The organism is Streptomyces sp. NPDC048496 (genome assembly GCF_043200055.1).
Taxonomy (GTDB): Bacteria; Actinomycetota; Actinomycetes; order Streptomycetales; family Streptomycetaceae; genus Streptomyces.
On sequence record NZ_JBICXB010000020.1, the window covers coordinates 49,226 to 62,214 of the forward strand.

9 protein-coding genes, 1 tRNA gene, 1 other RNA gene and 2 pseudogenes are annotated in these 12,989 nt (G+C 70.7%); 10 read left to right on the plus strand and 3 right to left on the minus strand.

Annotation, left to right across the window (positions count from 1 at the left end; all coding sequences use genetic code 11):
• Positions 1 to 182: 182 nt before the first annotated feature.
• Positions 183 to 842 (plus strand): HAD family hydrolase, encoded by a 660-nt coding sequence (locus ACGFSA_RS19480; RefSeq protein ID WP_393305757.1) that lies wholly within the window; start codon positions 183 to 185, stop codon positions 840 to 842.
• Here the strand turns inward: ACGFSA_RS19480 and ACGFSA_RS19485 are convergent.
• Entirely contained in the window at positions 823 to 2,061 is a 1,239-nt protein-coding gene (locus tag ACGFSA_RS19485; RefSeq protein ID WP_393305759.1) for a transcriptional regulator, read from the minus strand. The two genes, ACGFSA_RS19480 and ACGFSA_RS19485, sit on opposite strands and share 20 nt — an antisense overlap.
• Positions 2,062 to 2,312: 251 nt before the next feature.
• On the opposite strand from ACGFSA_RS19485, the gene ACGFSA_RS19490 reads away from it, so the two are divergent.
• Positions 2,313 to 3,005: a restriction endonuclease gene (locus ACGFSA_RS19490; protein ID WP_393305761.1), complete on the plus strand. Its 693-nt coding sequence runs from the start codon at positions 2,313 to 2,315 to the stop codon at positions 3,003 to 3,005.
• Between the two features lie 144 nt (positions 3,006 to 3,149).
• Positions 3,150 to 3,362, plus strand: coding sequence for a hypothetical protein (locus ACGFSA_RS19495; protein WP_362360592.1), 213 nt, complete (start codon positions 3,150 to 3,152; stop codon positions 3,360 to 3,362).
• Between the two features lie 386 nt (positions 3,363 to 3,748).
• Here ACGFSA_RS19495 and ACGFSA_RS19500 read toward each other — a convergent pair whose 3' ends face one another.
• On the minus strand, positions 3,749 to 3,886 hold the full coding sequence (locus ACGFSA_RS19500) for a hypothetical protein (protein ID WP_393305763.1): 138 nt from the start codon (positions 3,884 to 3,886) through the stop codon (positions 3,749 to 3,751).
• A 354-nt stretch (positions 3,887 to 4,240) separates the two neighbouring features.
• Here ACGFSA_RS19500 and ACGFSA_RS19505 point away from each other — a divergent pair.
• Positions 4,241 to 4,621 (plus strand): annotated as a pseudogene (locus ACGFSA_RS19505) (IS5/IS1182 family transposase); the annotation flags it as partial.
• A 69-nt stretch (positions 4,622 to 4,690) separates the two neighbouring features.
• Positions 4,691 to 5,150: pseudogene (locus ACGFSA_RS19510) on the plus strand (tyrosine-type recombinase/integrase); the annotation flags it as partial.
• A 79-nt stretch (positions 5,151 to 5,229) separates the two neighbouring features.
• Here ACGFSA_RS19510 and ACGFSA_RS19515 read toward each other — a convergent pair.
• Positions 5,230 to 5,317, minus strand: a tRNA-Ser gene (locus tag ACGFSA_RS19515).
• 109 nt (positions 5,318 to 5,426) lie between these two features.
• On the opposite strand from ACGFSA_RS19515, the gene ffs reads away from it, so the two are divergent.
• From ffs to ACGFSA_RS19540, 5 genes are all read left to right on the plus strand, one after another.
• An RNA gene (gene ffs, locus ACGFSA_RS19520) (signal recognition particle sRNA small type) lies at positions 5,427 to 5,523 on the plus strand.
• Between the two features lie 114 nt (positions 5,524 to 5,637).
• Positions 5,638 to 7,818, plus strand: a complete 2,181-nt coding sequence (locus ACGFSA_RS19525) for a DNA polymerase III subunit gamma and tau (protein WP_393305765.1) — start codon at positions 5,638 to 5,640, stop codon at positions 7,816 to 7,818.
• 81 nt (positions 7,819 to 7,899) lie between these two features.
• Entirely contained in the window at positions 7,900 to 9,150 is a 1,251-nt protein-coding gene (purD, locus tag ACGFSA_RS19530; protein WP_393305767.1) for a phosphoribosylamine--glycine ligase, read from the plus strand.
• Positions 9,151 to 9,430: 280 nt separating this feature from the next.
• Entirely contained in the window at positions 9,431 to 11,191 is a 1,761-nt protein-coding gene (locus ACGFSA_RS19535) for a hypothetical protein (RefSeq protein ID WP_393305769.1), read from the plus strand.
• A 252-nt stretch (positions 11,192 to 11,443) separates the two neighbouring features.
• On the plus strand, positions 11,444 to 12,907 hold the full coding sequence (locus tag ACGFSA_RS19540; protein ID WP_393305771.1) for a N,N-dimethylformamidase beta subunit family domain-containing protein: 1,464 nt from the start codon (positions 11,444 to 11,446) through the stop codon (positions 12,905 to 12,907).
• Positions 12,908 to 12,989: the final 82 nt, after the last annotated feature.

A 12,989-nucleotide genomic window follows, 5' to 3' on the forward strand; every position in this document is an offset into this window, starting at 1 on the left:
CGAGCAGAAATGTGCCCGCTTCGGTCGACCGTGCCGCCCCGCCGTCACACTTGCGGCGTCCCAGTGATCCACCCCGGCTCCCCCACGCGTTGGTGTCGACTTGGGCTCGGGCGACGTAGGTATTCAGCCGCAATCCGACAGGCCGGCCTACTCACCGCGCCGCACCGTCTAACCTGCGGAGCATGATTCGTGCGGTGGTGTTCGACGTGGGTGAGTGTCTTGTCGACGAGACCCGGGAGTACGGGACCTGGGCGGACTGGCTGGGGGTGCCGAGGCATACGTTCGCGGCGATGTTCGGGGCGGTCATCGCGCAGGGGCGCGACTACCGCGAGACGTTCCAGGAGTTCCGTCCGGGGTTCGACCTGACCGAGGAGCGCGAGAAGCGCGCGGCGGCCGGGAAGCCGGAATGGTTTGGCGAGGACGACCTCTACTCCGACGTGCGACCCGCGCTGACCGCGCTGCGGGGGGCCGGCCTGTGGGTGGGCATCGCGGGAAACCAGACCGTGCGGGCCGGCGGTCTGCTGCGCGGGCTGGACCTTCCGTCCGACCTGATCGCCACCAGTGATGACTGGGGGGCCTCGAAACCGGACGTGAAGTTCTTCGACCACGTCATCGAGGCGACGCCTGCCGAGCCGGGCGAGATCCTGTACGTCGGCGACCGGCTCGACAACGACATTCGCCCGGCCGTGCAGGCTGGGCTTCTGACTGCTCTGATTCGGCGTGGGCCGTGGGGCACGATTCAGCAGCGTGACCCGGATGCGGACTCGATCACCACGATGCGCATCGACTCGCTCGCGGAGCTGCCCGAGAAGATCGCCAAGTTCAACGCTGGAGAGCGCTGACAGTCGTACCCCAGTCGTAGAGACGATCGTCGAGGTCTCGGACGCACTGCTCGTTCTGCCAAGGGGCGAGCGTGCGTCGGACCTCGCGGATGCGCTCCATGCCCGTGGCGTACCAGGTGATGGCGAGCTGGTCGAGGGCTTGGACGGCGTACCGGCACGCTGCCTCCGGGCTGCTGTCCGCAGCTTCGACCGCGGCGAGATCGCCGAAGACGACCGTGCGCTGCTTGTCCGACTCGGGTGGCAGGTCGTCGAGAACCTCCTGAAGAGTCTGGCGGGCTTGCGGCAGGTGGCCGGCCTTCAGCTGCGTGTTCCCCTTGAATGCGGACAGGCGTACTGGGCTGAACCAGTCCAGCCAGTCAGGGGTGGGATGCTCCGAACCCGAGGCGAGAGTGTCCTCGGCGTGACCGATCAGGCGGAGCGCCGCACGAGGGTCGCCGCATCGGGTCTCGCATTCCGCCTCGACTGCATCCAGCCATGCCCAGAGCTCCGCGGAGGCGTCTCCGCGTCGAGCGTAGGTGCGGGCAGCCATCATGCGTTCGATCGCCGCTTCCCGGTCATCGGTCCAGCCGGGGATAAACGCCATGTGCGCGAGGATGGCCGATCCCAGGAGGGGGTCGTCGGCTTCGCCCGCCGCTTGCAGGGCACGCAAGAGGGTTTCCGAGGCTTGGTCGGGCTGGCGTAGGTCGAAGAACTCGATGCGCCCGGCCAGTAGATAGGACTCGGCAACGGCGCCGGCCAGGGTCTGGCGAACAGGGTTCGCCGTCTCCGGCAGGAGAGCGCATCCCAGACGGGCGTGCTCCAGCACTGCGGGGTGCAGTACAGCGGGCGCTACGGACCAGTAGAGGTGCCGGTGAGAACGAGTGACGGCCTCGAAGTCCTTGTCCACTGTGACTGGCTGCGTTGCGGGGCCGGCCTGGGCGGGGACGTTAGCTAGCCGCGCTCCCTTCAGAGGCACATGCGGGGTGTTGCGGACCGTCGAGCCCGCGTGGCGGCTCTCATTTCCCCAGGGTGGGGTGAATCCCAAGTCCTCCATGCTCTGGCCCAGGAGAGGGAGAGGGGGAAGCGACGCGCTCGGCCCTGGCGGCATAGCAGTTGTGTGCAGCGCTCGTTCTCGGCCCAAGCCTCGAAACGGCTGATGCTGGTAGGTCGAGCCGCTAAACGCGCAGGTCGAACGGCGAGCGACGGATGGGGTGCGGGGTTCTTCTGACCGAAAACCCATCACTCCTGGTGATCGACTTCTTACATTCTGTCGGTGGTGCGTGCTGTCATACGACCGGCGCGGGGATGCATCAACGGTCTTGGACAGAGGAGGAATTCCTTCATGGCGGTTCAGCTTGCGGACCACATTCGGGGTGACGTCCCGGTGTGGGCGCAGACACGGTGGCATGTGGGATCAGCCGCGGTAGGCGGTGCCACGTGCACGGCGCACCTGTCCACTTCCTCCACCTTGGCGCAGCTGGGCGGGACTCGATGAGCCGCCACCCGATACGGCGCTCTCCCCGACGCCGACCGGTTCGCCGATCCAAGAAGCAGGACGAGCAGGTCGCCCTGGTCGTGGGTGTGGTCGTGGCGGTCGGCCTGCTCGCCGCCGTCGTGCAGTGGCTGCTCACGCACTGGTGGGTCCTCGTTATCGTCGCCGTGGCGGCCTCGGCTGCGGGTGGCCTCTGGTACCAGAAGGCGCAGCAGCGGGCAGTTTGGGCTCGCGTACGCGCCCAAGCCTTGCGGCTGCGGATTGCCGAGCTCGACGCACTGGATCACCGTGCATTCGAGTTCGCTGTACGGGACCTGATGCGCCGCGACGGCTGCAAGGCAGAGCAGCTCGGAGGTGCTGGCGACAACGCTTGCGACGTGCGCGCCGTCGACCCCGCCGGTCGTGTCTGGGCGATCCAGTGCAAGCACCGCCGGGATGGGGACCGTGGTGCCGCGGTCGGTGTCGGGGTGCTGCAACAGGTCAACGGCACCGCACGGCAGATCCACGGGGCGGACATCGCTGTCGTCCTCACCAACGGCCGTTTCTCCTCCAAGGCCATTCCCTGGGGGAGGCAGAACCGTATCCATCTCGTCGACCGCCGTGTGCTCGGCGAGTGGGCCGCAGGATCCCGCCCCTTGTGGGACCTGCTCGACCGCATCCCACCGCCACGCCGGCCGACTGCCCTGTCCTGACGTGACAGGTGCCTGGCAAATCCAGCCCAAGACCAGCGCTTTGTTGCCAACCACTGGTGACCGAACCATTTCACCGCCCAGTTCGGACTATGCAGGAAGGCTGGGATGTCCGTTGTCTTGCCTGACAGGAGGGCTGGCAGGGTGATTCTGACCATCAACGTGGCGGTCCTGCTGGCTGTCGTCATCGTCCTGCGACTACGCCGACGCACACAGGCCCGAAGCCGGTTGGACGAAAAGCTGACCGTGATCGTGGTGCTGGTGTTCGGCGTGCTGATCGCTCCGACCAGCTTCGGGCAGGGCGTCTTGAACATCGTGGGCCAACTCGCACGGAGCGTCACGCAGTCCGGCAGTCCGTGAGCGCCTCAAGTCGACTGTTCGGTTCGAAGGCGTCGGTTTTCCTCTTCCAATAGGGCAATCCGTCGCTCCAGCTCCACTCGGCTGGGCTTCCGCTGCGCCGGTGGTGTCGTGGGCCTGGCCTGAGGAGGCTCGCCAGCGAGGCCGATCGGCTCAAAGGCCACGATCGCGGAAGGGTCTTTGCCGCACTCCGGGCATTGCTCCGAAGACCCATGGAGGGTCGGCTCGGCGTTCTCCACGTGACGCGAGGTAGTGACAATGTGCCCGCAATAGAGCCGCACCCGCCAGCGCATGATCTTGTGGGGTGGAGTCTTGGCCGACTCGATCAACTCCCACACCTTGCTGAGCTGCTCGTGGTGGGCGGCTGTCAGTTCGGGGTCCGCGTACACCTAATCCAGATGCCTGGCGGCTTGCTCGTGGGCGACTCGGTGGATGTTCTCCAGGTCCTTCTGCCAGCGATGATCCCGCCGGGTGAGCTCGTATGCCTCAAGCGGCACGCCACGGCTCTTGCGCTCGACGCTACGCATGAGGCGCACCGTAGCGGCTTGATGCCGGCGGGCGGGGCGCGGACGGTTACTGATCGAGTCCAGGCTCGTTCTGACGGAGTCGGCTCGCGGGTGGATTGGGGTTGACCGCCGGCCGGCGTGGGCGAGTGATCAGCTACTTGCCGCCTACGACCAAGGGAGGTGGCCTGATCTCCAGCGATCAGCCGTCGCCGACAGGGCCTGGTCGAGGAGGGTGGCCGCGTTGTGGCTGGCCGACCAGACGGCGGGTGCGGCCGGTGGCGGGGAGCACTCCCGACCACCGGCCGCCGGTGCTTGTAGCTGCTGCCGTGCCCGCGTACTCACTCCTTGTGCGGGCGGAGGCTGCTGGCGCCCGCAGCCGCGAGCGCGCACGACAACGCCGCGGGCATCGCCCTGCTGGACCAGGTCGCCGAGAACGCCGGCGGCACCGTCCGCAAGGCCCTGGTCGACCAGGGCTTCAAGAACCAGGTCGCCGCTCACGGCAGCCGCCTCGGCGTCGACGTCGAGATCGTCGAACGCAACCCGCAGGACAAGGGGTTCGTCCCGCAGCCGAAGCGGTGGAGGGTCGAGCAGACCTACGGAATTTTGATATTGCACCGGCGCCTGGTCCGCGACTACGAGCACCGCCCGTCCTCGTCCGTCTCCCGCGTCTACTGGGCGATGACCCACGTCATGGTCCGCCGCCTCACCGACGCGAACACCCTCACCCGGCGCGACCCTCAGGCGGTGACTACGTGAACATCCAGCCCCTGCTCGAAGCACTGGACGTCCAACAAGACGCGGCCCGGGCCCTGACCGACGACCTCTCAGAAGGAGCAGACGCGCCGCGAGCACAAGTCCACCAAGTCCCGCGCGGGCCGGCGAACCATCGGCCTGCCCGATCCGCTGATCAAGATTCTCCGGCAGCACCAGGAAGCCCCAGGAGCGAGAGCGGCTCGCGGCCGGTGCCGACTGGGAGGGGAAGGGGTACGTGTTCGCCTCGCCGGTCGGCGGACCACTGAGCCCCAACACCGACTTCCATGTCTGGAAGCGGCTTCTCCGGGACGCGGGCGTCCGCAACGGCCGTCTCCATGACGCTCGCCACACCGCCGCCACCGTCCTCCTGATCCTCGGCGTCCCGGACGTCGTGATCGACTCGATCATGGGTTGGGAGCCCGGGGGAGCGGCCCGGATGCGCGCTCGGTACATGCACGTGACGGGGACCATGCTCCGCAAAGTCGCGCAGCAAGTTGGCGATGCGCTCTGGGAGCTCCCGAAAACGAACTGAGACGGAAACTGAGACGGACAACGTCGAAGGGCCCCACTGCGAACAGTGGGGCCCTTCGACAACGTGCCCGGTGAGGCACTGGCGGAGGATACGAGATTCGAACTCGTGAGGGGTTGCCCCCAACACGCTTTCCAAGCGTGCGCCCTAGGCCACTAGGCGAATCCTCCGCGGCAAACAATACAAGACGTTGAGGAGTGCTCGCGAACCCGTTCCCCGGAGAGGGGTCGGGAGGGCCCGCGGGTGGACTTGACCGGGTGGGGATCGGCTAAGGTGGGCATCAGCCCCTCACGTGGCGCTATCTGACTGAACTCCCCCAGGGCCGGAAGGCAGCAAGGGTAGGTTGGCTCTGGCGGGTGCGTGGGGGGCCCTTGCGTGTTCGGCCCGTGGTGTCGATTCCCGCGGCTTCCGAGCCTCCGCGGCCGCTCCTTCCCCGGCGGTGTCCCCGGTCCGGGGCCGGTTGTCGGTCCGCCCCGATAACCTCGTATGTGTGTCGTCCCTTGCGCTGTACCGCCGCTACCGCCCCGAGTCGTTCGCCGAGGTCATTGGGCAGGAGCATGTCACTGACCCGCTGCAGCAGGCCCTGCGGAACAACCGGGTCAATCACGCGTACCTGTTCAGCGGTCCGCGTGGTTGCGGGAAGACGACCAGCGCGCGGATTCTCGCCCGCTGTCTGAACTGTGAGCAGGGCCCCACGCCGACGCCCTGCGGGGAGTGCCAGTCCTGCCGGGACCTGGCGCGCAACGGGCCGGGATCGATCGATGTCATCGAGATCGACGCCGCATCGCACGGTGGCGTGGACGACGCCCGTGATCTGCGGGAGAAGGCGTTCTTCGGGCCCGCGTCGAGTCGTTACAAGATCTACATCATCGACGAGGCGCACATGGTCACCTCGGCGGGGTTCAACGCCCTGCTGAAGGTGGTCGAGGAGCCGCCGGAGCATCTCAAGTTCATCTTCGCGACCACCGAGCCCGAGAAGGTCATCGGCACGATCCGGTCGCGTACGCACCACTACCCGTTCCGCCTCGTACCGCCGGGAACACTGCGCGAATATCTCGCCGAGGTCTGCGGCAAGGAGAACAGCTTCGTCGAGGACGGCGTCCTGCCGCTGGTCGTGCGGGCCGGCGCCGGTTCCGTGCGTGACTCGATGTCCGTCATGGACCAGCTGCTGGCCGGCGCGGGCGACGACGGTGTGACCTATGCCATGGCGACCTCGCTGCTCGGTTATACGGACGGCTCGCTGCTCGACTCCGTCGTGGACGCGTTCGCGGCGGGCGACGGGGCCGCGGCCTTCGAGGTCGTCGACCGGGTGATCGAGGGCGGCAACGACCCGCGGCGCTTCGTCGCCGACCTCCTGGAGCGGCTGCGCGACCTGGTGATCCTGGCCGCCGTGCCGGACGCCGGGGAGAAGGGGCTGATCGACGCACCCGTCGACGTGGTCGAGCGGATGCAGGCCCAGGCGTCCGTCTTCGGCGCCGCAGAGCTGAGCCGCGCCGCCGACCTCGTCAACGAAGGGCTCACGGAGATGCGCGGGGCCACCTCGCCGCGTCTCCAGGTCGAGCTGATCTGCGCCCGGGTGCTGCTGCCCGCCGCCTTCGACGACGAGCGTTCGCTGCAGGCCCGGCTGGACCGGCTGGAGCGCGGTGCTTCGTTCGCGACCGCCGGAGCCGGGCCCGCCATGGGGTACGTACCGGGGCGGGAGGCCCAGGCGCATGCGCCCGTGGCCATGGTTCCGCCGGGCGGCGGCGTCGCTGCGGCGCGGGCCGCGGCACGGGGGGACGTGCCCGAGGCCGCGCCCGTGCCCGCCGCGCCCGCGGCGCCGGTCGCGCCCGCGCAGCCTGTGCAGTACGTGGCACCCGTCGCCCCCGCACCGCAGCCGCCCGCCGAGGCTCCCTCCGGCGGTCAGCGTCCCGGAGCCTGGCCCGCCGCGGCCGCGCCTGAGCCGGGGCGCCGTCCCGGTGGCTGGCCGACCGCCTCCGCCCCCGGTCAGGCACCCGCCCCCGTCACGCCTGCGGCCCCCGCACCCGCTCCCGTGCCCGCTGCCGCGCCCGCTCCCGGTGCGGCCGTGCCGAGTCCGGGGACGGCTCAGGGCGCCGCACAGGTGCGGAACATGTGGCCCGACATCCTGGAGGCCGTGAAGAACCGGCGCCGGTTCACCTGGATCCTGCTCAGCCAGAACGCGCAGGTCACCGGGTTCGACGGCACCACCCTGCAGATCGGCTTCCTCAACGCGGGCGCCCGCGACAACTTCGCGAGCAGCGGCAGCGAGGACGTGCTGAAGCAGGCACTCGCCGAGCAGTTCAACATGCAGTGGAAGGTCGAGGCGATCGTCGATCCGTCGGGCGGCGCGGGGCAGCCCCCGCAGACCGGCGGCGGCCGGCCCTCGGCCGCAGCCGCACCGCAGCGTCCGGCCGCGCCCGCCCCTCAGCAGCACGAGTCCCGGCCCGCGCCCGCGCCGGCCCCGCACCAGCAGCCGGGCGCCGGTCCCGCACCCGCCGCGGCGCCCGCACCCCAGCCGTACCAAGCCCCCGAGCCGCCGCGTTCGGTCGCACCCGAGGACGACACCCCCGAGGCGGACGACCCGGACCTGGTCGACTCCGCCCTCTCCGGCCACGACCTGATCGTCCGGGAGCTGGGCGCCACGGTCGTCGAGGAGTTCACCAACGAGTAGCGGTCCGGAAGCCGCTCCACGGGGTGTCCACGGAGCGGCGCCCGTCAAGACGGGCGTGCCCCGGCGGCTAGGCTGCACCCCGTGAAGGTCCTCGTCATCGGCGGCGGCGCCCGCGAACACGCCCTGTGCCGCTCTCTCTCCCTCGACCCCGACGTCACCGATCTGTACTGCGCTCCCGGCAACGCCGGCATCGCAGAGGTGGCCGAACTGCACCCGGTCGACGCACTCGACGGCGCCGCCGTCGCGCGCCTCGCCACCGAACTGGGCGCCGAGCTGGTGGTCGTCGGTCCGGAGGCGCCGCTTGTCGCCGGGGTCGCCGACGCCGTCCGCGCCGCAGGCATCCCCTGCTTCGGCCCGTCCGGTGAGGCGGCCCAGCTGGAGGGCTCCAAGGCGTTCGCCAAGGACGTGATGGCCGGGGCCGGTGTTCCCACCGCCCGCAGCTATGTCTGCACCACCCCCGCCGAGATCGACGAGGCCCTCGATGCCTTCGGCGCCCCGTACGTCGTCAAGGACGACGGACTCGCCGCGGGCAAGGGCGTCGTCGTCACGGACGATGTCGAGGCGGCCCGCGCCCACGCGCTGGCCTGCGACCGCGTGGTCATCGAGGAGTTCCTCGACGGCCCCGAGGTGAGCCTCTTCGCGATCACGGACGGCACCACCGTGCTGCCGCTCCAGCCCGCCCAGGACTTCAAGCGGGCCCTCGACAACGACGAGGGCCCGAACACCGGCGGTATGGGCGCCTACTCCCCGCTGCCGTGGGCCGACCCCAAGCTGGTCGACGAGGTCATGGAGTCGGTCCTGCAGCCGACCGTCGACGAGCTCCGCCGCCGTGGCACCCCCTTCTCCGGGCTGCTGTACGCGGGTCTCGCGATCACCTCGCGGGGCGTCCGGGTCATCGAGTTCAACGCGCGCTTCGGCGACCCGGAGACCCAGGTGGTCCTGGCCCGGCTGAAGACCCCGCTGGCCGGTGTTCTGCTGGGCTCCGCCAACGGCACCCTGGACGAGCTGCCCCCGCTCAGGTGGCGCGACGACGCCGCGGTCACCGTGGTCATCGCCTCGCACAACTACCCGGACACGCCGAGGACGGGTGACCCGATCGGCGGCCTCGACGACGTTGCGGCGCAGGACGCTCCGCATGCGTACGTCCTGCACGCCGGGACCAGGCGGGACGGCGACACGATCGTCAGCGCGGGCGGCCGGGTGCTGTCCGTGACCGCGACGGGCGGGGACCTCGCCACCGCCCGGGAGCGCGCCTACACGGCGGCCGCCCGGATCAGGCTCGACGGCTCGCAGTTCCGTACGGACATCGCCCGAAAGGCCGCCGAAGCCTGAGCGGCCGGTCCGGTACCTCCATTTCGCCCCCTCGGGCCTCGGGCCCGAGGGGGCGACGTCACGCCCCTGCCCTATGGGTACCGGCATGTCAGCACCTTTGCCCAAAGCCATTCCATCGAGTGACGGCTGGGCTATCCGGATGACGTCCGCCGAGGCCCCAACTAGGGTGCGGCGCAAGCGTTCCGGCACTTGGCCCACCGGCATTGCGATGTCTGTGACGGGTGCCACAGTGGGGGAGTGAGCAATACCGCCGCGGGGGCAGAGGGGGTGACGTCCGGCCGTGTCCGGTACCGGTACTGGTGAGGAGCTGGGCGCGCAGGCTGCGCGCGCCCGAGCTCTCGCCCTGCTGCGCATTCGCAGCAGGGCAGCGGCCGTGGCCCTGCTGCCGACGGCGGTCGCCGTCGTGCTGCTCGTCGCGGGTGCGCAGGGCCGTATCGGCGGTGGCGGCTGGTACGCCGTGCGCTGGGCGGTGTCGGCCTGCGCCGCGCTCGTGCTGCTGGGCGCCGTCGCGGTCTCGGTCGCGATCGTGCGGGCGAGACCTGCGGTCAGTCCTACGGTCCCGCTCAGCGAGCAGGCAGCCCCCGATCTCTACCGGCTGGTCCGGGATCTCGCCGACCGGCTCGGCGTCCCCGCGCCGTCGGCCATAGCCCTCACGCCCGACTGCGACAGCTGGCTGGAGGACCGCAGTCACCCCGCCGCGCAGCCCGCCGGGGGCTCCGCGGGCCGGGCCGCGGTCTCCGGCGGCCGCCGTGATGGCGTGCAGGCGGCGCCCGTGCTCGTCATCGGTTCACCGTTCCTGTGGTGGATGCGGGTCGCGGAGCTACGGGCGGTGCTCGCCCCGGTCGTCGCGGGCACAGGCCCCTCCGCCCATCCCGACATAGCCGCCGCCCGCCGTTTCGTACGCGGACTGGACGGCGCGGTCGCCGACGCGGACACCCCCGTGCCAGGACCGCTCGCGACGCTGCGCAGAGTGCCGCGCCGCTTCGTCGGCTGGATCGCACGGCTGCTGCTCCGAACCTGCCGTGGTCATGCGGCAGCGATGGAGCGGGCTGTGGCCGCCGCCGCGTCCGAGCGTGCACAGGCTGTGGACTACGGGCTGCGGATCGTCGCCCAGGAGCAGGTCGGTCTCGCCTACGCGGGCTGGGACCGGCTGCTCACCCGGGTCGCGCTGCCCGCCTGGCGGATGGGCCGTTGGCCGTCCCGGCTCGACGCCGGCGTCGTCTCCGCCCTCACCGAGCTCTCCCGGCGCGACCGGCTCGCCGAGGGCTTCGCCTCCCGGCTCGGTGAGCGCCCCGCCTGCGACCTCCTGGAGGAGCCCGGAACGGCCGATGAAGCCGCTTCGCTGCTGGCCGCCCGGCTCTTCCACGGCGGCCCGGCGGAGACCGGTCCCGACTGGTCCCCGGTCGACTGGCAGCAGTACCCGGAAGAGGTCGTCGACCGGAAGTGGCGCACCGAAGCGGCCCGCCTGCACCGCGTCCTGGACGCACTGGGCGTACGGCATGCGCCGTCGGCCGCGGAGGAGGACGGGACCCACGCGACGCACGGATCGCACGGCGCCGATCCCGTGGATGTCGCCGTGCCCACACTGGCCCGGGTCGTCGAGCATCTGGCCGGCCGGAGCGGCCGCAGCGAGGAGCTCGCCGCCGGGATCAGTGCCGCGGTGGCCCGCGAGGAGGCAGCGGTCCCGCCGGGCCCCCCGGCAGCCGGTGTCTCCGGTGCCTGCACTGCCTCCGGCGGCGATGTCCTGGACCTCTGGGGCCCCGATCCGCTGCCGCTCTTCCCGCTCCAGCCGCCCCGTACGGGTGCGGAGCTGCTCGCCGACCATGTCGCGGCGATGGTCTGCTGCGCCGCCGTGGACACGGCAGGTGCGGCGCCCGGCCTGGACTGGCTCGACGGACCCGCGCTGCTGGTCGACGGCGAGCGCCGGGCCGATCTGGGCAGCCCGGTCCTCAGCCTGGTCGAGGACGGCGACGCCGGACCGCTGCGTTCGTGGCTCGCCTCGGTGGGCGTCCGCACCGACAAACCCGTCCGCCTCGTCTGACGGCCGCCTTGCCATCGAAGCCGCATGACGCCGCTCGCTGATCCACTCCCTGTCGCGGGGGAGGCCGTGACCCACGGGTGCGCTCCCGTGGGTCATGGGCTCGTCGGCCCCGCGATCCGGAGAAAAACGTTCCGTTCCCGTCAATTCGCGACGAACGGTGACGGGGTGCATGCGTTATGTGATGTGCTGGGGATCGACGCCGGAAGTCAACGCACCACTGTTGTCCCGGGGGACTTGAGGGAGGGGAGCACCATGGGGGCGGAGCAGATTCGCCGATGGGAATCGGGTGCCCTCGCGCATGCCGTCTCCGACCCGTTCGGCCAGGGCCCCCTGCCCTGGCTCCGCGGCAGCGAGAACTACTTCGACGACACCGGCCAGGTCGTCCCCTGGTACGCCGATCCCACCCTGGCCCGCGGCTCCACCGGCGGAGGCACCCGTACCGCCGACGACGTCCACCGCCAGATCAAGGGTTTCACCTCGACCGGCGCCGCGGCCCCCGGTGAGGCGATCGACTTCCACATCACCGTGGACCCGCCGCAGCAGTTCACCGTGGACATCTACCGGATCGGTCATTACGGGGGCGACGGCGCCGCCAAGATCACCACGAGCCCGCGGCTCTCCGGCATCGTCCAGCCCGCCCCGCTCACCGCCGACCGCACCGTCTCCTGCCACCACTGGTGGCAGTCCTGGCGGCTGCAGATCCCCACCTACTGGTCGATCGGCGCCTACGTCGCCGTGCTCACCACGGTCGACGGCTACCGCTCCCACATCCCGTTCACCGTCCGCGACGACCACCCGGCCGATCTGCTGCTCGTCCTGCCGGACATCACCTGGCAGGCGTACAACCTGTACCCCGAGGACGGCCGCACCGGCGCCAGCCTCTACCACGCGTGGGACGAACAGGGCCGGCTGCTCGGCGAGGAGGACGCGGCGGTCACCGTCTCCTTCGACCGCCCGTACGCGGGCGCCGGGCTGCCCCTCCACGTCGGTCATGCCTACGACTTCATCCGCTGGGCCGAGCGGTACGGCTACGACATCGGGTACGCCGACACCCGCGATCTGCACGCCGGCCGGATCGACGCCGGCCGGTACCGGGGCCTGGTCTTCCCGGGCCACGACGAGTACTGGTCGGTCCCGATGCGCCGCACCGTGGAAGCGGCGCGCGACGGCGGCACCTCGCTCGTCTTCCTCTCCGCCAACACCATGTACTGGCAGGTCAGCCTCTCCCCGTCGCCGTCCGGTGTCCCGGACCGGCTGCTCACCTGCCGCAAACGCCGCGGCCCGGGCAAGCCCGCACTCTGGCGCGAGGTCGACCGGGCCGAGCAGCAGCTCCTCGGCATCCAGTACGCGGGCCGGGTTCCCGACCCCCACCCCCTCGTCGTACGGAACGCGGAACACTGGCTGTGGGACGCGACCGGGGCGGACGAGGGCGACGAGATCGACGGACTGGTCGCCGGCGAGGCCGACCGCTACTTCCCGCGCACCGCCCTCCCAGCGCACGACAGCCGCATTCTGCTCGCCCACTCCCCGTACCAGGACAGCGAAGGCACGACGCGCCACCAGGAGACGTCCCTCTACCGAGCCCCGTCCGGCGCCCTTGTCTTCGCCTCCGGCACCTTCGCCTGGTCCCCGGCCCTGGACCGCCCCGGCCACGTGGACACCCGTATCCAGCGCGCCACTGCCAATCTCCTCGACCGCATCTGCAAACGCGGCTGAGAAGGGCCGTCCGGAGTCACCCGCGGGTGGTCCTCGCCCCCCGCTCTGCCCCATCCCGCCGGATACGGGAGAATCGGAACGA